Source organism: Cupriavidus necator, assembly GCF_016127575.1.
Lineage (GTDB): Bacteria > Pseudomonadota > Gammaproteobacteria > Burkholderiales > Burkholderiaceae > Cupriavidus > Cupriavidus necator_D.
The window spans coordinates 2,763,042-2,782,395 of sequence record NZ_CP066019.1 but is presented as its reverse complement, the minus strand read 5'-3'; the positions used below and the strand labels follow the sequence as shown (position 1 = coordinate 2,782,395).

Sequence of the window (19,354 nt, the reverse complement as noted above, 5' to 3'; positions counted from 1 at the left end):
TCCGCGGCACAACAAAAGAATCCGGCCGCAAAGGCCGGGCAATCAAGGAGGAGAAAAATGAAAACCAGAAGCACCGTCATGGCCCTGATGCTGGGCTGTCCGCTGGCGGCCGCCGCGCAATCGTCGGTCACGCTGTATGGCGTGGCGGACGTCAATGTCGAGTACGTGAACCGCGTCGGCGCTGTGCCGGTTGCCACCAACGGCTTCAACCCGGGGCCAGGCGACAAGGTGTTCCGCATGGCCTCGGGCGGGCTGTCCGGGTCGCGCTGGGGCCTGCGCGGCGCGGAAGATCTTGGTGCGGGATGGCAGGCGTCGTTCGTGCTGGAAAGCGGCTTCAGCCTGGACAGCGGCACCATGCAGCAGAGCGGCCGCCTGTTCGGCCGCCAGGCCTTTGTCGCGCTGCAGCGCGCCGGCATCGGCCAGCTCAGCCTGGGCCGCCAGTACACGTCGATCTTTGAAGCGCTGGCGAACTTCTCGCCTACTGCCTACGCCACGCAATATGAACCGGTGGTGCTGCAGGCGGGCGCCAATTTCCGCGAGGACAACACGGTCAAGTACACCGGCCAGTTCGGCCCGCTGACGGCGCGCGCGCACTGGTCGTTCGGCGCCGGGCTGGCGCTGCCGCAAACGGTTGGCATTGCCACGCCGATCGGCGGCAATGGCGAAGTGCCCGGACAGTTCCGGCGTGACACCGCCTACGGGGCCTCGCTGGCATATGGCACCGGGCCGTTCGGCGCCACTATTGGCTATGACCAGTGGAACCCCACCATCGGCACCAGCAATGGCACCGTGCGCAAGGCGGTCGTGGCGGCGAGCTATGCCTTCGGTCCGGCCAAGATCATGGGGGGCTATCGCTGGGGTCAGAACAAGAATGCCGCTGACGTGGTGATCCAGCGCGATGACTATTACTGGATCGGCGCCAACTACCAGGTCACCCCCGCCGTGGGGCTGACGCTGGAGTACAACTATGACAATGTCAGGAGCCTGTTCGGCAATACGCAGGTCGCCAATCCGTGGCAGCTTGCTTTTGTTGCCAACTATGCGTTCTCGCGGCGCACGGATGTGTACCTGTCTACGGCCTATGCTCGCAATGCCGGGCTGATGCTGGAGTCGCTGGCCACGGTCTATGCCAACAGCCTGTCGTTGGGCAACAGCTATGCGGCGGCCAACGGGCAGCGCAGCATGGTTGGCGTGGCTTTGGGGATGCGGCACAAGTTTTGAGTTGGCTGCAGTTGGATTGTTGCCATGCGGTCGGTTGTCGTTCTTGGCATACGTGGCTGTTTCGCCGGCTTAGCCGGCGAGTCACTTTTTGTCCGAGCGACAAAAAGCGTAGGCCGCCTGCTGCCAGCCGCATCGCGGGGACGCCTACGGCTGCTGCGCAGGCTCAAAATGCGTTGACGGTCATTGGGCGCTTGCGCGGAGCGCAGCCGAAGGCGTTGATGCGATATCGCTCGAGAGCGCGGGCCACCGCCCGACTTGGGGATCGTTCAAAAGCCGGTTATCGCAGGCACTGTCCCTGACTCACATGGCGTAGCAGGGTCGAACCGCGATCACATCCAAACGGCAAGCACCGCCGCCCATATGACCGACGCCGCGTAATTGATTGCCAGCCGCATAGGCGACGCGCTTCTTGCCTACTTCTTGTCGCTTGGACAAGAAGTAGGTCGCCGGCTACGCCGGCGAAACAGCCACGCTAGTCAAGAACGACAACCGACCGCGTAGCGACAGCCCAATCAACCACACCCGCCAACAGCCACCACCCTCAAATTCGCAAAGAACCTTTCCTCTATTACCCCGCCTGCGCCCGCCATGCCGACACGCTGCGCCCAAAACGCCCGCTGAACCACCGCGAGAACGCGCTCAGCGACGAAAACCCCAGCAGCGCGGCCACTTCCGACAGCGGACGCTCGCGGTTCTCCAGGTAGCGGATTACCAGGTCGGCACGGGCCTCGGCAAGGATGTCGGAGTAGGTCGTATGTTCCTGCCCGAGCCGCCGATGCACGGTGCGCCGGTCGACGCTCAGGTGCTGGGCCACGCGTTCGACCGAGCACAGTCCGGTGGGCAGCAGCGCATAGACCAGCTTGCGCACCATGTCCGACATGGTCGCCGCGGTCGACTGCGCCAGCAGCGTGCCGAGATAGTGCTTCACCTGCTGCGCCATCACCGGGTCATACGACGGCAACGGCGCCTCCAGGTCCGAGGCCAGGCAGACGATGCCGTCGAAATCCTGGTTGAAGGTGCAGGGCATGCCGAACACGCGTGAAAACGTGGCCGCGTTGGCCGGCGCGGGGTGGGTGAAGCAGATGCTGCGCGGCCGCCAGGACTGCCCCAGGAACAGCCTCAGCATCCGGAACACCACGCCGACCGCGAGGTCGGCGGCCTGCCGCAAGGTGCCCGGCGCTTCGGTGAGCACCTGCAGCCGGATCATCACCAGTTCATCGCTGTCTTCGATACGCATCGACAGCGATTCATTCTGCAGGCCCATGTAGCGGACCATCGACTCCAGCGCGCGGCGCAGCGTGGGCTCTTCACGCACCACGAAGGCGAGCGGGCCGAGGTTGGAGAACTCGCGCAGCTCGGCCATGCGCAGGCCGAAATCGTCGGCCCCGGTGGCGTGTGCCGACGCATCCAGCAAGCGGCCGACCGAGGCCGCGGGGATGCGGATATCGGGATCGAGCAGGACCGAGCGGTTGATCTTTGCCGCCCTCAGTTGCTGGTACGGATCGAGCCCCAGCGAACGCGCGACTTCCACGTAATTGGTCAGGCTGGCGCTGCGCAGATAGTAGGACATTGGGCGGATTCCGTGCTTTCCCTGAGTGTCCCGAAATGTAAATCGGATGTCCCCAATCGTCAAATCGCGGCCGGTCGTTCACCGATACTCCAACCACTAACCAACCGGAGCCATCCATGCAATTCCTTGACGATTCCCTGCACCCCGAAAACATGGACAAGGTGGTGATCACCGTTGCGCCCTATGGCCCGGAATGGATGCCGCAGGACTTTCCCGAAGACATCCCCGTCACCATGGAAGAGCAGGTCCAGAAAGCCGTGGACTGCTACAACGCCGGCGCCACGGTGCTGCACCTGCACGTGCGCGAACTGGACGGCAAGGGCTCCAAGCGCTTGTCCAAGTTCAACGAGCTGATCGCCGGCGTGCGCGCCGCGGTGCCGGACATGATCATCCAGGTGGGCGGCTCGATCTCGTTTGCGCCGGAAGACGACGGCCAGGCGGCCAAGTGGCTGTCCGACGACACCCGCCACATGCTGGCGGAGCTGGAGCCCAAGCCCGACCAGGTGACCGTGGCGATCAACACCACGCAGATGAACATCATGGAGTTGCTCTATCCGGAATACCTGAAGGGCACCTCGCTGGAACACCCGGCCTACCAGGCCGCCTATCGCGAAATGACCGTGCCGGCCGGCCCGGGCTGGGTGGAAGAGCACCTGCGCCGGCTGCAGGCCTCGGGCATCCAGCCGCATTTCCAGCTGACCGGCATGCACGCGCTGGAAACGCTGGAGCGGCTGGTGCGCGCCGGCGTCTACACCGGCCCGCTGAACCTGACCTGGATCGGCATCGGCGGCGGCTTCGACGGCCCCAACCCGTTCAACTTCTTCAACTTCGTGCACCGCGCGCCGGACGGCTGCACGCTGACCGCCGAGTCGCTGCTGAAGAACGTGCTGCCGTTCAACATGATGGCGATGGCGATGGGCCTGCACCCGCGCTGCGGCATCGAAGACACCATCATCGACCAGCACGGCAACCGCATGACCTCGGTGCAGCAGATCGAGCAGTGCGTGCGCGTGGCGCATGAACTGGGCCGCGAGATCGCATCGGGCAAGGAAGCCCGCGAGATCTACCGCATCGGCACCTGGTACGACAGCGCCGACGCCACGCTGGAAGCCAATGGCATGGCGCCCAACCGCAAGGCGGGGCAGAAGAACCTGCCGCTGCGCGCGGCGGCCTGACCCTGGCCACAGGGCCGGCATACCGGCCGGCCCTTGCCATGCACTACCGGAGTTCGTGATGCATCACCCTGACGCCCTCGCCAATCCCTGCATCAACATCTGCCGCATGGACCTCGCCAACCGCTATTGCCAGGGCTGCGCCAGGACACGGCTGGAAATCGGGCGCTGGGCGCAGATGAGCGAGGCGGAGCGTGCGCAAGTGCTGGCGGCGGCGCCGGCCCGCCGCGGGCAGCGTGCCGCTACGGGCGCTCTGCCATGAACCAGCCTGTCTCCCTCTTCATCCAGGTCGGGTTCGACCTGGTCTGCCCCTGGTGCATGATCGGCAAGCGCCATCTTGAAACGGCGCTGGCGCAGCTGGCCCAGCAACGGCCCGATGTAGCGGTCACGGTCGAATGGCGCAGCTCTCTCCTGTTTCCGACGCTGCCGCCTGCCGGCATCCCCTATCGCAAGTTCAGCCTGGCGCGGCTTGGCAGCGCCGAAGCCGTGGCGCTGCGGCAGGCGCAGGTATGCGCCGCGGCGCGCGAGGCCGGCATCACGCTGGAACTTGACCGCATCGAAGTGCTGCCCAACACCGTGCTTGCGCATCGCCTGATCCGGTATGCGCGCCAGGCTGGTGGCGAGGCGGCCGCATCCGTGCTGATCGACCGATTGTTTGAAGAGTACTTCCTGCGCGGCGAGGACCTCGGCGATCCACGCGTGCTGCACGCCGCGGCGATCGCCTCCGGCATGCCGATGCCGCAAGCGGCGGCACCGGCCACTGTGCAAGACCTGGCATGGCTGCCGCCGCTGCATGGCGAGGATGTGCCGCTACCCAATCCCGGCCTGGGCGTGCCGCGCTTTGTGATCAACGGTGCGCCGCCGATCGCTGGCGCCAGGCCGCCGCGTGCCTTGCTGGAGGCAATGCTGCGGGCGCTGGCCCGCGCGTCTCCCGCTTCCCCACCCCCGCCAGGCATCGCGCTCACCGCCCGGTGACGCCGCGCCCGGCAATGCTGGACAGAAGATCCATACTACATAACGGAGACAACATGCCCACCCACCCTTCATTCCTGCTGCGTATCGCCGCCGTGGCGGCCGGCCTGGCGCTGGCGGCTCCCGCTGCCATGGCCTGGACCAGCAAGCCGGTCCGGATGCTGGTGCCCGCCCCCGCGGGCGGCACCATGGACGTGCTCGCGCGCCTGCTGGCAGACCAGCTGTCGGCCGACCTTGGCCACCCCGTGGTGGTCGACAACAAGCCGGGCGCCGGCGGCGGCATTGCCATCACTACCATGCTGGCCGCGCCCGCTGATGGCCAGACCATCATGGTCACCGCCAGCAATGTGCTGACCGAGATCCCGCATGTGCTCAAGCAGCCGTTCGACCCGCTGAAAGACGTCAGGCCCGTCGCCGCCGTGGCGCGTTCGCGCATGGTGATGATTGGCGCGCCTGGCCTGCCGGCCAAGGACCTGAAGGGCCTGGTCAGCTACGCCCGGGCCAATCCGGGCAAGCTCAGCTTTGCTTCGTACAGCGCCGGCACCGCTTCGCACTACGCGGGCATGATCATGAACCAGAAGGCCGGGCTGGACTTGCAGCATGTGCCCTTTGCCGGTTCCGCGCCGGCGCTGACGCAGGTGATGGGCAATCAGATTGCCGTGATGTACGACGGCATGGTGACCTCGCTGCCGATGATCCGTGCCGGCAAGGTGCAGGTCTATGCCGTGGCGTCGAAGAGCCGCTCGGCGCTGCTGCCGCAGGTGCCAACCTTTGCGGAAATGGGTTACCCCGACATGGAGTTCAGCAACTGGGTGGGCGTGATTGCGTCGTCGAAGCTGTCGCCCGAACTGGCCGAGAAGGTCCACGCGGCTGCCTACAAGGCCGCGGCTTCTGCCAAGGTGCGTGACCGCATGGAGGCGCTCGGTTATGAGCCGCTGCCGGCGCAGCCCCTGCCGCAACTGAGCGAATCAGTGCGCACGGAGTTCGAGCGCAATGCCGGCATCGTCAAGGCGTTCAATATCCAGCCCTGAGTCAGTTCCCGGCAACGCAAAAGGGCAGCCTCATCCGAGGCTGCCCTTTCTTCTTCCTGCTGCCGGCTCAGGCGCCGGTGCTGCGCAAGCGCTTCTTGTCGATCTTGCCGACGCTGGTCTTCGGGATCTCGTCGACAAACAGGATCCGCTCGGATTCCGGCACCGCATATTTGCTGAGCCGGTTGGCCTCGACGCGCGCCAGCAGCGACGTACGAATCGTATCCGCGGTCACCGTTGTGCCAGGCTTGCGCACCACGAATGCCATCGGCCGCTCGCCCCACCTGGCGTCCGGCACGCCGATGACCGCGCACTCCTGCACGCCCGGCACCTGCGTGACCAGGCTCTCGACCTCGATCGACGAGACCCATTCGCCGCCGGTCTTGATCACGTCCTTGATCCGGTCGACGATCTGCACGAAGCCGTCGGCCCCCATTACCGCGATGTCCTGCGTATGCAGGTAGCCGCCGGCCCACAGCTCGGCCGATGCCTCGGGCTTGCCATGGTATGCCCTGGTCAGGAACGGTGCGCGCAGCACGATCTCGCCGCGCGCCTGGCCGTCGCGCGGCACCTCGTGCATCGATTCATCCACCAGGCGGAAGTCCACCATCGCCACCGGCCGCCCCGTCGAGCAGCGCATGCGCACTTCGGTCTCATGGTCGCGATGTGCGTCGCCTGGCGGCAACTGTGCCAGCGCGACGATGGGGCCGGTCTCCGACATGCCATAGCCGGCAAACACATCCATGCCGCGCTCGAGGGCAGCCTCGCACAACGCCGGCGGCAGCGCCGAGCCGCCGATGATGAGCTTCCAGCCCGACAAGTCCTGGCCGCTTGCCTGCGCCGCCTGCAACAGCATCTGCAGCAAGGTCGGCACGCAGTGCGAGAACGTGACCCGCTCGGTCTCGCGCAACTGCAGCAGCATGTCCGGCGCATAGCGCCCCGGCAGCACGATGCGCAGCCCGAGCATGACCGCGACATACGGGATGCCCCAGGCGAGCACGTGGAACATCGGCGTGATCGGCATGTAGACGTCTTCCCGATGCAGGCGCTGTCCTTCGCGCGGCGCGCACAGGCTGGTGGCCGAGGCCAGCGCATGCAGCACGATATCGCGATGGCTGTAGCACACGCCCTTGGGATCGCCGGTGGTGCCCGTCGTGTAGAAGGTGGCGGCGCGGGTGTTCTCGTCGAACTCGGGGAAGTCGAAGTCGGGCGAGGCCGCGCTCAGCAGCGTCTCGTACTCGCCGCAGAACGGCAGAGATGTCGGCGGCACGTGCTGGCCGTCGGCCAGCAGGACAAAGCTGCGCACGCTGGTCAGCTGGCCGCGGATCTCTTCCATCACCGGCAGGAAGTCGGGATGGAGCAGCACCACCTCGGCGCCGGAATCGTTCAGCGTGTACAGGATTTGCTGCGCCGACAGCCGCACGTTGACCGTGAACAGCGTCGCGCCCATCATCGGCACGCCGAAATAGCATTCCAGGTAGCGGTGGCTGTCCCAGTCCATCACCGCCACGGTGGTGCCGTGCGCCACCCCCTGCGCCGCCAGCGCTGAAGCCAGCCGGCCGACACGCCGGTGGAAGTCGCGATAGCTATGGCGCAGTTGCCCGCGGTACGTGATCTGCTGGTCGCCGTAGAGCGACAGCGAATTGAGCAGCAGTTGCCTGACGAGCAAGGGATAGGCATAAGCCTGCGGCGCCGCAGGCACAAGGTTTGGTTGCATGTCTGCCTCCGTCAGAACGGCACGTCGCCGATGATGCCGGCGCGCTCCATTTTGCGCACCGTGGGCGCATAGTCCTGCACTGCGTAATGCTGGGTGCAGCGGTTGTCCCAGATCGCCACGCTGTTCTTCTTCCAGCGCCAGCGCACCTGGTACTCCGGGATCTCCGCCTGCGCGCACAGGTAGTGCAGCAGATCGCCGGCGCCGGGCATGAAATCCTTGCCGAAGCGGACCACGTCGTCGCGGTGGTAGTTGGCAAAGTGCGAGGTGAAGGCGTTGACGAACAGGACCTTCTCGCCCGTCTCCGGGTGGGTGCGCACCACGGGATGCTCCACCATCGGGAACTGCGCCGCCAGCGCGGCACGCTTCTCCGGCGGCATATTGGCGCCGAAGGTGTGTTCGATGCTGTGCTTGGCGCGCAGGCCTTCGATGCGGGCCTTGATGTCCTGCGGCAGGCGGCGGTACGCCTCGCCCATGTTCACCCAGATGGTGTCGCCGCCCACTGCCGGCGTTTCCACGCAGCGCAGCACGCAGCCCATCGGCGGCGCCTGGCGCCAGGTGGCGTCGCAATGGAACGAGTTCTCGTAGTGCTCGACCTTGCTGTCGGGCGACTTGTAGATCTGCACCAGGCCCGGGTGCTCCGGGTCGCTGCCTACCACCGGGTGGTCTTCCAGTTCGCCGAAGCGGCGGGCAAAGGCAACGTGTTCGGCGCGGGTGATGTCCTGGTCGCGCAGGAACAGCACCTTGTGCTGCAGCAGCAGCGCCTTGATCTCGGTGAACAGGCCGGCGTCGCGTGATGCATCGGCCAGGCTGACGCCGCTCAGTTCGGCGCCAATGGTGCAGGTCAGGGGTTCTGCATGCATGGTGTGGTCTCCTCTGTTGTTGTTCTCAGATGACGAAGATCGACGAGCCGGTGGTACGGCGCGCCTCCAGGTCCTGGTGCGCCTGGACCGCGTCTTCCAGCGCATAGCGCTGGTTGATGCCGATGCGGATGCGGCCCGCGCCCACGTGGTCGAACAGCTCGCCCGCCAGCGCTTGCTTCTCCGCAGGGTCGGCGATGTAGTCGGCCAGCGCCGGGCGCGTCAGGAACAGCGATCCCTTCATCGCCAGCAGCACGGGGTCGAACGGCGGAATCGGGCCCGATGCGGTGCCCACGCACACCATGGTGCCGCGCCGCTTGAGCGAATCCAGCGACGCCATGAAGGTGGTCTTGCCGACGCTGTCGAATACCACCGAGACCCCCACGCCGTCGGTCAGCTCGCGCACGCGCTTGGCTACGTCTTCGCGGGTGTACTGGATGATGTGGTCGCAGCCGTGCGCACGCGCCACTTCGGCCTTGGCTTCGGTGGACACCGTGCCGATCACCGTCAGGCCCAGCAGCTTGGCCCACTGCGACACGATCAGCCCGACCCCGCCCGCCGCGGCGTGCAGCAGGATGGTGTCGCCCTGGCTGAACGGATAGATGCGGCGCATCAGGTAGGCCGAGGTCAGCCCGCGCATGGTCATGGCCGCGGCGGTTTCGAAGGCAATGCTCTCGGGCAGGCGGATCAGCGGCGCGGCCGGTACCAGGCGCTCGGTGCTGTAGGCGCCCAGCGTGTTGACGAAGCCGGTGTAGGTGACGCGGTCGCCCGCCGCCACGTTGGTCACGCCCGGGCCGACGGATACCACCACGCCGGCGGCTTCCACGCCCATGCCGCTGGGCAGCGGCACGGGATAGGTGCCATTGCGGAAGTAGGTGTCGGCGTAGTTCAGTCCCACTGCGACGTGGCGGATGCGGACCTGTCCGGGGCCCGGATCGCCCACTTCCATGTGTTCATAGCGAAGCACTTCGGGGCCGCCGGTCTCGTACATGCGGACAACGTTTGCCATGGTCTTGTCTCCTGGAGTCTGGTTGGTGCAGAACACGCTGCAGCTGCAGGGAACTGTAGAGATTGCTGCCCCGGCCGGCTTTGCATTGGCTCCCGATGACTTTGCATTTCATGCCATGCGGCCCTATGATCGCTGCTGCGGCGGGCAGACCGCGCCCCCGACTGACATCTCATCGCAAGGCAACGCTGGCTTGGAAACCCTGATACGTGCTGCCGCACTAACCAACTTCCTCGAGGTTTCGCGCGACCTCGGCCTGGATCCGCAGCCGTTGCTGCGCCAGGCGCGACTGCGGCGGGCCTGGCTGGACGATCCCGACCAGCGCGTCCCGCTCAGCGCCTGCGTGGCGCTGCTGGAAGCCGCCGCGCAGGCCTCGGCCTGCCCGACCTTCGGGCTGCGCATGGCGGAGTCGCGCCAGCTGTCGGACTTTGGCGTGATGAGCCTCTTGATCAGCCAGCAGCCCACGCTGCGCGCCGCGCTTGCCACCACCATCCGCTACCGGCACCTGGTCAATGACTCGGTGGCGCTGTTGCTCGAGGATGCCGGCAGCGCCGTGGTCATCCGGCAGGAAGTGCTCAGCGACGCGCCCTCGCGGCAGGCCACCGAGCTGGCCATCGGCGTCGTCTTCCGCATGTGCGCGCTGCTGCTGGGTCCGCGCTGGCAGCCGATCGGCGTGAGCTTCACGCATGCGCCGCCGGCCGACCTGCGCATCCATCGCCGCCTGTTCGGTTGCCCGCTGGAGTTCAACGCGGACTGCAATGGCATCATCTGCCGCGCGGCCGACCTCGACGCGCCGAACCCGACGGCGGATCCGGTCATGGCACGCTACGCACAGCAGTTCATCGACACGCTGCCGCGCGCCAACCCGCAGTCCATCGGCCATGAAGTGCGCGCCGCCATCTACCTGATGCTGCCAATGGGCCGCGCCACCTGCGAGGCCGTGGCGGAGGGCCTGGGCCTGAGCCTGCGCACCATGCAGCGCCAGCTCGACGACGCGGGCGAGACCTTTACTGAGATCCTGAACGACGTGCGGCGTGAACTGGCGCGACGGTACGTGGAGAACCCGCGCTATTCGCTGCTGCGGGTGTCGCAGTTGCTGGGGTATGGGTCGGCCAGCTCCTTTACCCGGTGGTTTTCTGCGCAGTTCGGGATGGCGCCGGCCAGCTGGCGCAGGGATCACGCGCAACGCTAGCGCGGGCGATGCCGTCAGCCTGGCGTCACCGTCGCGCGTGCTTCGCGCAGCGCCTGCTCGGCATCCTTGATATTGCCCAGCGGCGCGAGGACGGCCGCATCGAACGGCCGCACCGGCTGTCCCTCGCGCACCAGCACCGGCCAGTCCGGATTCGCAAGGGCGCCGCGTCCGAGCGCGACCAGCGTCGCGCCATCGTCCAGCAGGCTGGCCGCGCGCGATGGCTCATGCAGGCTGCCGTTGGCCATGATCGTGAGCCCGGGCGCGGCACGGCGTGCAAGCTGCACCAGCGTCGCGCCGTCGTCCGCGAAGGCGGGCTGCCATGCTTCGTGCTCCGTCACGTGGAGGTAGTCCACGCTGCTTGCCGCGAGCGCGGAGAAAACGGCGGCCGCGCCTTCCGCGCCTTCCGGCCACTTGTGGACGAAATCATTGACCTTGCCTTGCGAGATGCGCACGCCGACGGGGAAGCCAGCTCCCACGGCAACGCGCACCGCGCGGACGGTTTCCAGCGGCAGGCGCATGCGCTGTGCGATGCTGCCGCCCCAGGCGTCCTGGCGTTGATTCGTATAGCTCGTCAGGAACTGATCCAGCAGATAGCCATTGGCACCGTGGATTTCAACGCCGTCGAAACCCGCGTCACGGGCCAGCCGGGCGGCCTGCGCAAAGCCTTCGATGGCCTGCAGGATGTCCGCCTCTTCCATGGCGCGCGGCATCCGGTATGGACCCTTGCCGGCATACACGGTCATTTGCAGCCCCTTGGGCTGCACCGCCGAGGGCCCGACCGTGTGGTCGCGGAAGCGGTTGGCCTGCGACAGCGCACCGGCGTGCATCAGCTGGGCCACGATGCGCCCGCCCTGCTGGTGGACCGCGGCAACCACCTGGCGCCACGCGGCCACTTGCTGCGCATCCGTCAAACCGGGCTGGCCGGCATAGCCCTGGGTATAGGCACGGTCGGTATAGATACCCTCCGTGACGATGAGGCCAAAGCCGCCGCGGGCAAAGCCTGCGTAGTAGCGCGTCATGGCCTCGGTGGGAACGCCTGCGGCGGTGGCGCTGATGCGCGTCATCGGCGCCACCGCGAGCCGGTTGCGCAGCGGCACGCCGTTCAGGGCCAGCGTATCGAACAGTGAGGGCGCGGCGGGCGTGGTCATCGCGCAGCTTCTGCGGCCAGGGCGATGGCTTCGATCTCGATCTTCGCGTCCGGCGAGTAGAGCGCCGAGACCTCGACGATGGTGTCGGCCGGATAGGGGGCAGAGAACCACTTGCGGCGCAGTGCGACGATCTTCGGGAAGTGTGCCATCGAGGTCAGGAAGATCGTCACCTTCACCACGCGGTCCAGCCCCGAGCCGCCCGCCTGCAGCGCGCGCCTGAGGTTGCTGAACGCCTGCTCGGCCTGGGCATCGAAGTCGTCACGGCCCACGATGGCGCCATCGTCGCCGACCCCGGCCTGGCCGGAGACAAAGAGGAAGCCGCCGGCCCGGATGGCTTGCGAAAGCAGATAGGGAGCATAAGGGTCGGGTTGGGTGTGGACTTGTTCCAGTAGCATTGCTGACTCCGGTAGATGATTTAGTAGAATTCACCTGGTCGCCTGGGTGGCCGATCAGATAGGTCAAGTATCGGAGCGGAGATCAGGCCGCGACAAATGGTCGCTTTTCAGTCGACACATGAATACATCTCATCTAAGGGGGAGGCTTGCGCAAACTGCCGCCACTGGGTGCCCTGCGCACCTTTGAAGCCGCCGCCCGGCGCGCCAGCTTCAAGCACGCGGCGGACGAACTGCACGTCACGCCGACGGCGGTCAGCCACCAGATCCGGTTGCTGGAAGAGAGCCTTGGCGTGAAGCTGTTCGAGCGCCAGACCCGCAAGGTGCGCCTGACGCCCGCCGGGCATCAGTTGTTTCCCGCGGTGCGGGACGGCCTGGACGGGATGGAGCGCGCCGTGCTGGCGGTGCAGCGCAGCGCACAGGCCAACGTTGCCACGCTGACGTCGACGGTTGCCTTCATGGCCAGGCGGCTGGCACCGCGCGCCGGCCAGTTCCGCACGGCCTACCCTGACTGGACGCTGCGCCTGGATGCGTCGGACCAGGTCGTCGACCTGGACCACGATGCGGACGCTGCCATCCGCTACGGCAGCGGCAGCTATCCCGGCCTGGTGGTCGAGCCGTTGTTCTGCGACCGGTTTGCGCCGGTCTGCAGCCCCGGCCTGAAGCTGGCCAGCGTGCAAGACCTGAAGCACGCCACGCTGGTGCACTTCGAATGGGGCGCCGGCGCGCGCGATGACGAGCGCGCGCCGGTATGGCACCAGTGGCTGGCGCACGCCGGCGTCGAGGTCACCGATCCACAGGCGGGCCTCAGCTTTACCGACGAGATCCACGCCGTGCAGGCCACCATTGCGGGACAGGGAGTCGGCCTGCTCAGCCTGACGCTGGTCGCCGAAGAGCTGGCCTCGGGCGTGCTGGTGCAGCCCTTCGGGCTTACGCTGGAGAGTTTCCGCTATGACCTTGTCTACAGCGAGCGCGCCGCGGAGCGTCCCGCCACGCGGTTGCTGAGGGACTGGGTGAAGGCGGTGTTCGCCGGTTAAGGGGCGGGCTACTGTTTGACGTTCCCTCCGGCGTACACTGTGGCTCCCGATCTCCGTAGACCCATATCCATGCCGGCCTTGCGCACCCTCTATCCCGAAATCGAGCCCTATGAAACCGGCACGCTGGATGTCGGCGACGGGCATGTCATCTACTACGAGCGTGTGGGCACGCCCGGCGCCAAGCCGGCGGTGTTCCTGCACGGCGGGCCCGGTGGCGGGATCTCTGCGGACCACCGGCGGCTGTTCGATCCGGCGCGCTATGACGTGCTGCTGTTCGACCAGCGCGGCTGCGGGCGTTCGACGCCGCATGCGGGGCTGGAGGCCAACACCACCTGGCACCTGGTCGACGATATCGAGCGCCTGCGCGATCTGGCCGGCGTGGAGCGCTGGCTGGTGTTCGGCGGCTCATGGGGCTCGACGCTGGCGCTGGCCTATGCGCAGAAGCACCCGCAGCGCGTCAGCGAGCTGGTGCTGCGTGGCATCTACACGGTGTCGCAGGCCGAGCTGGACTGGTACTACCAATACGGCGTGTCCGAGATGTTCCCCGACAAATGGGCGCGTTTCCAGGCGCCGGTGCCCGAGGCCGAGCGCGGCAACATGATGGCCGCGTACCGCAAGCTGCTGACTGGTGACGACCAGGACAAGCAGGTGGAAGCGGCACGCGCATGGAGCGTTTGGGAAGGCGAGACCATCACGCTGCTGCCAGACGCCGGCAACAGCGCCAAGCATGACGACGGGCACTTCGCGCTGGCGTTCGCGCGGCTGGAGAACCACTATTTCACGCACCGCTGCTGGCTGGAAGACGGGCAGCTGCTGCGCGACGCGCACAAGCTGGCCGACATCCCCGGCGTGATCGTGCACGGCCGCTATGACATGCCGTGCCCGGTGCGCTATGCCTATGCGCTGCACCAGGCGTGGCCCGCGGCCGATTTCCACCTGATCGAAGGCGCCGGCCATGCGTGGACCGAGCCGGGCATCATGGACCAGCTGATTGCCGCGACCGATCGCTTTGCGGCGCAGCAGTAGTCGCGCGCCGACCACCACCGAAGATCACCACCGGAGACCACGATGGAGCTATACGCCCACCCGTTTTCGTCCTATTGCCAGAAGGTCCTGGTTGCGCTGTACGAGAACGCCATCCCCTTCGAATTCCGGATGCTGTCGCCTGAACACGCGCAGAACATGGACGAACTCGCCAGGCTGTGGCCGCTCAGGCGCATGCCGGTGCTGGTCGATGGCAGCCGCACGGTGTTCGAGTCCAGCATCATCATCGACTACCTGGACCAGCATCACCGCGGCCCGGTGCGCTGGCTGCCGGATTCGCCCGACGCCGCGCTGGAAGTGCGCATGCTCGACCGCTTCTTCGACCAGTACGTGATGACGCCGATGCAACGCATCGTGGCCGACTACCTGCGCCCGGCGGAGCACCGCGATGCCTATGGCGTGGCCGAGGCGCGCAAGCTGCTTGACTCGGCCTACGCCTGGCTCGAGCCAACGCTGGCCGGCCGGGAATGGGCCGCGGGCGGCGCCTTCACTCTGGCCGATTGCGCTGCCGCGCCATCGCTGTTCTACGCGGACTGGGTGCATCCCATCCCCGATGCGCGCGGCAATGTGCGCGCTTATCGCAACCGGCTGCTGGCGCGGCCATCGTTCGCGCGCGCGGTGGACGAGGCGCGGCCTTACCGCCCGCTCTTTCCACCGGGTGCGCCGGACCGGGACTGACGGCCAAGCTCAGGCAGCGCCGCATCGATCTGCGCCGCCATGGCGCGATAGCCCGCGTCGCCGGGATGCAGGTGGTCGCCGCTGTCGAACGCCGGCAGCAGCGCCTGCGGGCGCGCGGGATCGCGCACCGCGGCGTCGAAGTCCACCACCCCATCGAACGCGCCGCCGTTGCGGATCCAGTCGTTGACCGCCAGCCGCACCGCTTCCTTGCCCGGGCTGTCATAGCCGCGGATCGGCGTATCGCGCAGCGCCCCCGCAAACGGCGTGATGGTGGCGCCGATCACGCGCACGCCGCGCGCATGGGCGCGCGCGATCAGGCGGCGGTAGCCCTCGATCAGCTCGGCGGCCTGCGGCACCGCATCGCCCGGTGCAAAGGTGGAGCCTGGCCAGGCGATATCGTTGATGCCGATCGCCGCGATCACGGTGCGCACATGCGGCTGGCTCAGTACGTCGCGATCCAGCCGCGCCAGCGCGGACTCCCCCATGCCATCGCGCAGCAGCCGGCCGCCGGAGATGCCGGCATTGAGCACAGCCACGCCGTTGCCGGCAGCACGCTGTGCCAGCACGTCGGGCCAGCGGCGGTTGGTGTCGGGGGTTGAGCCGTTGCCCTCGGTGATCGAATCGCCGATGGCCACCACGGCGCCGGCATGCCCGGGCGCATCGACCTGCACCTCGCTGAGCAGGATGCGTGCGCTGAACGACTGCGGCGCAGGCAGCGTGGCCTGCCTGGTCGCATTGCCGGCCACGAGCCACGCGGTCTGGCGCCCATCCCAATGGAACGACTCGATCGCTGTCGGTTGCGGCAGGTAGAGGCTGAGTGCCAGTTCGCCCAGTACGGGGGAGTCGAAGACGACCGGATCGCTTGCCACGGACTGGCCAGCCGGGAGGATCACCGACGCGCTGCCGCGGAACGTCACCGCGCTGCTGCCCGCCGCATCGGTACTGCCACCGCCGGCATGGCGCGCGAGTTGCGCCGCGCCGACCGCGACCGGGTGGCGGCCGTAGGGGTTGGACAGCACCACGCGCACGCGCTTGCCGCCCACGCTGAGCCGTACCACCTGGCGCAGCGTCTGGCCGGACAGCACCGCGGGCACGCCGGTCGGCAGCGGCTGGGCGCCGGGCTGCCACACCGGCTGCTGGCTTGCCATCCAGCTGGTCAGCCAGGCCGGGTCTTGCAAGGGGCTGGCCAGCGCCGCGGTGCTGGCGATGGTGGCGGACAACGTCAGCGCAGTCAGGCGGCGCAGGATGCGGGGAATGCGGAACATGGTTTGCCTCGGTTCGTGGACCGGCGTTGGTGCCGGGATGGCGCCAAAGGTAGGGCATTCCAGAAATGACAGGTAGCGGGCAGAATGGCATATCGCTCATGCCATGATGGAATGAGTGGGCACACAAGGAACGGCATGGACACCATCAGGGCAATGCAGGTCTTCGTGCGCGCCGTGGAGCTGGGCAGCCTGTCGGCGGTGGCGCGCGAGCAGCAGTCGACCCAGCCGACCATCAGCAAGGTCGTGGCTGCGCTGGAGAAAGAGATGGGCGTGCGGCTGCTGGAGCGCAGCACCACCAGCCTGTCGCCGACCGAGGCGGGGCGGCGCTTCCATGAGCGCGCGCGCCGCGTGCTGGATGAATACGGCGAGGCGGTCAGCGATGCGCGTGGCATGTCCGGGCAGCCGGCCGGGCGGGTGCGTGTCAGCGCGCCGGCCAGCTTCGGCGTGCTGCGGCTCAATGCGCTGGTGCTGGCGTTCCAGCAGCGCTATCCGGAGGTAGAGGTGGAGTTGCTGTTCGACGACCGCTTCGTCGACCTGGTGGAGGAGGGCGTCGACATCGCGGTGCGCCTCGGCGCCTCGCTGCCGCCCAATGTGGTCGCGCGCCGCATCGCGGTGTCGCCGCGGCTGCTGGTAGCCTCGCCCGACTACCTCGCACGCCATGCGCGCATCCGGCAGCCGGCCGACCTGGCGCGGCACCAGATCCTGCGCTTCACCTGGCTGGCCGCCGGCGACGAGATCGTGCTCGACGGGCCCGGCGGGCAGGCGCCGGTGAGCGCGTCCTGCCGCTACCGCGTCAACAACTCGCTGGCGATGCGCGAAAGCTTCCTGGCCGGCGCCGGCTTTGGCATGACGCCGGCATGGCTGGTGCAGGACCTGCTCGACAGCGGCGCCCTGCAGCGCGTGTTGCCACGCTGGAGCGGTCCGGCGCAGGAAGCCTTCCTGGTCTATCCGTCGCGGCGCTACCAGCCGGAGCGGGTGCGGCTTTTGCTGGACTACCTGGCGCAGGCGATTGCAGGGTTGCCGGGATTGACTCCGGTGTGAGCGGCCGGATGGCGCTTAATGCAACCGGCCCCGCGCTACCAGCATCGTCAACGGCCGCGCCAGCAGCGTGCTGGCCAGCGCCATCAGCAACAGTCCGGAAAACGCCGCGGTGCTGATGATGCGCGCGTCCAGCAGCACGGTCAGCACCACCACCTCGACCAGGCCCTTGGTCTGCAGTAGCGTGCCCAGTGCCAGCGATTCGTGCCAGCCCATGCCGGCGCGGCGCGCGGGCAGCGCGACGCCGGCCATCTTGCCGGTGATCGCGATGACCAGCGACAGCAACGCGATCCACAGTGTCATCGGATTATCCAGCGAGATCTCGGTGCGCAGTCCGGCGGCCAGGAAAAAGAAGGGCAGCAGCACCACCACCGTGACCGGTTCGAGCTGCTGGCGCACACGCTGCGCTTCGCGTGCGGGCCATACCAGTCCGGCGACGAAGCCGCCCATCACATGGTGCAGCCCGGCCAACTCCCCCAGGAATGCCGACGCCAGCACCAGGAACAGCGCCATCGCCAGCAGCAGCTCGGTCTCCGGCGCGCGGCGGCGCAGCAGCCATGCCAGCGCGGGGCGCACTGCCAGGAACATGAACGCCAGGTAAGCACCGGCGCGGGCCGCCACGATGAGGCCGCTGGCGCCGTCCTGGCCGCCATGCTGCAGCAGCACCAGGGTCAGGAACAGCCACACCCAGGCATCGTTGACGGCCGCGCAGCGCAAGGCCAGCTGGCCCAGGCGGGTGCCGGTCAGGCGCATCTCGCGCAGCAGCGCACCCAGCACCGGCAGCGCCGTGACGGCGGTGCAGATGCCCATGGCGCAGGCAAACCAGTAGGGGCTGGCCAGTTCCCCCGCGACCGGCCAGCCGGCCGTGGTCATCCACCAGCCGGCAGCGGCCCCCAGCGCGAACGGCGCCGCAATGCTGCCCAGCGAGATCTGCAGGGTCGCGCGCCAGTGCGCGGGCACGCTGTCTTCGCGCAGGTGCAGGCCGGTCAGGAAGCAGAACAGCGTCACCGCCAGCCACTGCAGGCCGGACAGCATCGGCAGGCGATCAGGGCCGAACAGCGCGGTCCAGCCCTGCGGCGCCAGTTGCCCGAACACCGACGGCCCCAGCACGATGCCGGCCAGCACCTGCACACCAACCAGCGGAAACACCGAGCGCAGGCCGGCACCACGCCATAGCAGATAGGGCAGGGCGACCACCAGCATCGCCTGCAGGAAGAAGATGCTGACCCCGTTCATGGGGTCACGCTGGCGACGACGCGCTTCATCCGAACATGCCCCCGTTGACCGAGATCACCTGGCGCGTGATATAGCCAGCGTCGGGCGACATCAGGAAGGCCACGGTCGCGGCCACTTCGTCGGGCGTGCCGAGCCGCCGCGCCGGGATCATGCGCAGCGCCTCGTCGCGCACGTGCTGCTCGACCATGTCGGTGTCGATCAGGCCGGGCGCCACGCAGTTGACTGTGATGGCGCGTTTGGCAAGTTCGATTGCCAGCGCCTTGGTGGCGCCGATGATGCCGGCCTTGGCCGCGCTGTAGTTGGTCTGGCCGCGGTTGCCCACCAGGCCCGAGACCGACGACAGCGTGACGATGCGCCCGGGCTGGCGTCGCTGCACCATCGGCATCACCACCGGGTTGAGCACGTTGTAGAAGGCGTCGAGGTTGGTGTGCACCACCTCGTCCCATTCGGCGCCGCTCATGGCCGGGAAGGCCGCGTCGCGCGCCAGGCCGGCGTTGCACACCACGCCGTAGTAGCAGTCATGTGCGGCGATATCGGCCAGCAGCGCGGCAGCGGCTTCCTCGCGCCGGGCCACGTCGAAGCACAACACGCGGGCCTTGCGGCCGCAAGCGCGCACCGCGTCGGCGACGGAGTCGGCTTCGTCGCGGCGCGAGCGGCAATGCACCACCACGTCATAGCCGTCGCGGGCCAGCCGCAGGGCGATGGCGCGACCGATGCCGCGCGACGATCCCGTAACCAGTACGGTCGGATTGGTCATACCAGGTGTCCTTGAAAAAAGTCC

General features: G+C 67.7%; 19 protein-coding genes. 10 read left to right on the top strand and 9 right to left on the bottom strand.

Annotated features, from left to right (window positions below; genetic code table 11):
- The first annotated feature begins 57 nt into the window (after positions 1 to 57).
- Entirely contained in the window at positions 58 to 1,221 is a 1,164-nt protein-coding gene (locus tag I6H87_RS31480) for a porin (protein WP_010811200.1), read from the top strand.
- A gap of 568 nt (positions 1,222 to 1,789) precedes the next feature.
- On the opposite strand, the gene I6H87_RS31475 is transcribed toward I6H87_RS31480, so the two are convergent.
- The gene (locus I6H87_RS31475) at positions 1,790 to 2,791 is read right to left on the bottom strand and encodes an AraC family transcriptional regulator (RefSeq protein ID WP_010810820.1); all 1,002 of its coding nucleotides are present in this window, start codon (positions 2,789 to 2,791) and stop codon (positions 1,790 to 1,792) included.
- 116 nt (positions 2,792 to 2,907) lie between these two features.
- Here I6H87_RS31475 and I6H87_RS31470 point away from each other — a divergent pair, with 116 nt between their 5' ends.
- From I6H87_RS31470 to I6H87_RS31455, 4 genes are read left to right on the top strand one after another with little or no spacing between them, the layout of a single operon-like run.
- Positions 2,908 to 3,966 carry a beta-keto acid cleavage family enzyme gene (locus I6H87_RS31470; RefSeq protein WP_010810819.1) on the top strand — a complete coding sequence of 353 codons (1,059 nt, stop codon included), beginning with the start codon at positions 2,908 to 2,910 and terminating at the stop codon, positions 3,964 to 3,966.
- 58 nt (positions 3,967 to 4,024) lie between these two features.
- Positions 4,025 to 4,225 carry a DUF1289 domain-containing protein gene (locus I6H87_RS31465; RefSeq protein ID WP_010810818.1) on the top strand — a complete coding sequence of 67 codons (201 nt, stop codon included), beginning with the start codon at positions 4,025 to 4,027 and terminating at the stop codon, positions 4,223 to 4,225.
- A complete protein-coding gene (locus I6H87_RS31460) occupies positions 4,222 to 4,938 on the top strand; it encodes a DsbA family oxidoreductase (RefSeq protein ID WP_011617937.1) in 717 nt (238 codons plus the stop codon). Before I6H87_RS31465 ends, I6H87_RS31460 begins: the two co-directional genes overlap by 4 nt.
- Before the next feature lie 53 nt (positions 4,939 to 4,991).
- On the top strand, positions 4,992 to 5,966 hold the full coding sequence (locus I6H87_RS31455) for a Bug family tripartite tricarboxylate transporter substrate binding protein (RefSeq protein ID WP_011617936.1): 975 nt from the start codon (positions 4,992 to 4,994) through the stop codon (positions 5,964 to 5,966).
- A 67-nt stretch (positions 5,967 to 6,033) separates the two neighbouring features.
- Here the strand turns inward: I6H87_RS31455 and I6H87_RS31450 are convergent, their stop codons facing one another.
- The 3 genes from I6H87_RS31450 to I6H87_RS31440 are packed head-to-tail and all read right to left on the bottom strand — an operon-like array spanning position 6,034 to position 9,546.
- Positions 6,034 to 7,680 carry a fatty acid--CoA ligase gene (locus tag I6H87_RS31450; RefSeq protein ID WP_011617935.1) on the bottom strand — a complete coding sequence of 549 codons (1,647 nt, stop codon included), beginning with the start codon at positions 7,678 to 7,680 and terminating at the stop codon, positions 6,034 to 6,036.
- A gap of 11 nt (positions 7,681 to 7,691) precedes the next feature.
- The gene (locus tag I6H87_RS31445; protein ID WP_011617934.1) at positions 7,692 to 8,540 is read right to left on the bottom strand and encodes a TauD/TfdA dioxygenase family protein; all 849 of its coding nucleotides are present in this window, start codon (positions 8,538 to 8,540) and stop codon (positions 7,692 to 7,694) included.
- Between the two features lie 25 nt (positions 8,541 to 8,565).
- Complete coding sequence (locus I6H87_RS31440; RefSeq protein ID WP_010810813.1) at positions 8,566 to 9,546, bottom strand: quinone oxidoreductase family protein; 981 nt, start codon at positions 9,544 to 9,546, stop codon at positions 8,566 to 8,568.
- 190 nt (positions 9,547 to 9,736) lie between these two features.
- Between I6H87_RS31440 and I6H87_RS31435 the strand changes: the two genes are divergently transcribed.
- Positions 9,737 to 10,735 (top strand): AraC family transcriptional regulator, encoded by a 999-nt coding sequence (locus tag I6H87_RS31435; protein WP_037024847.1) that lies wholly within the window; start codon positions 9,737 to 9,739, stop codon positions 10,733 to 10,735.
- 14 nt (positions 10,736 to 10,749) lie between these two features.
- Here the strand turns inward: I6H87_RS31435 and I6H87_RS31430 are convergent, their stop codons facing one another.
- Positions 10,750 to 11,883, bottom strand: coding sequence for an NADH:flavin oxidoreductase (locus I6H87_RS31430; protein WP_011617932.1), 1,134 nt, complete (start codon positions 11,881 to 11,883; stop codon positions 10,750 to 10,752).
- Positions 11,880 to 12,278, bottom strand: coding sequence for a RidA family protein (locus I6H87_RS31425; protein WP_010810810.1), 399 nt, complete (start codon positions 12,276 to 12,278; stop codon positions 11,880 to 11,882). Before I6H87_RS31425 ends, I6H87_RS31430 begins: the two co-directional genes overlap by 4 nt.
- Positions 12,279 to 12,424: 146 nt before the next feature.
- Here I6H87_RS31425 and I6H87_RS31420 point away from each other — a divergent pair, with 146 nt between their 5' ends.
- From I6H87_RS31420 to I6H87_RS31410, 3 genes are all read left to right on the top strand, one after another.
- A complete protein-coding gene (locus I6H87_RS31420) occupies positions 12,425 to 13,312 on the top strand; it encodes a LysR substrate-binding domain-containing protein (protein ID WP_010810809.1) in 888 nt (295 codons plus the stop codon).
- Between the two features lie 69 nt (positions 13,313 to 13,381).
- Positions 13,382 to 14,338 carry a prolyl aminopeptidase gene (gene pip, locus I6H87_RS31415; protein ID WP_011617931.1) on the top strand — a complete coding sequence of 319 codons (957 nt, stop codon included), beginning with the start codon at positions 13,382 to 13,384 and terminating at the stop codon, positions 14,336 to 14,338.
- Between the two features lie 42 nt (positions 14,339 to 14,380).
- On the top strand, positions 14,381 to 15,034 hold the full coding sequence (locus I6H87_RS31410) for a glutathione S-transferase family protein (RefSeq protein ID WP_010810807.1): 654 nt from the start codon (positions 14,381 to 14,383) through the stop codon (positions 15,032 to 15,034).
- Here the strand turns inward: I6H87_RS31410 and I6H87_RS31405 are convergent.
- Entirely contained in the window at positions 14,992 to 16,299 is a 1,308-nt protein-coding gene (locus I6H87_RS31405) for an SGNH/GDSL hydrolase family protein (protein ID WP_011617930.1), read from the bottom strand. The two genes, I6H87_RS31410 and I6H87_RS31405, sit on opposite strands and share 43 nt — an antisense overlap.
- A gap of 135 nt (positions 16,300 to 16,434) precedes the next feature.
- Between I6H87_RS31405 and I6H87_RS31400 the strand changes: the two genes are divergently transcribed.
- Positions 16,435 to 17,340 (top strand): LysR family transcriptional regulator, encoded by a 906-nt coding sequence (locus I6H87_RS31400; RefSeq protein WP_011617929.1) that lies wholly within the window; start codon positions 16,435 to 16,437, stop codon positions 17,338 to 17,340.
- Positions 17,341 to 17,355: 15 nt separating this feature from the next.
- On the opposite strand, the gene I6H87_RS31395 is transcribed toward I6H87_RS31400, so the two are convergent.
- Positions 17,356 to 18,573, bottom strand: a complete 1,218-nt coding sequence (locus I6H87_RS31395; RefSeq protein ID WP_011617928.1) for a cation:proton antiporter — start codon at positions 18,571 to 18,573, stop codon at positions 17,356 to 17,358.
- A 25-nt stretch (positions 18,574 to 18,598) separates the two neighbouring features.
- Positions 18,599 to 19,330: a 3-oxoacyl-ACP reductase FabG gene (gene fabG, locus I6H87_RS31390; protein ID WP_011617927.1), complete on the bottom strand. Its 732-nt coding sequence runs from the start codon at positions 19,328 to 19,330 to the stop codon at positions 18,599 to 18,601.
- Positions 19,331 to 19,354 lie beyond the last annotated feature (24 nt).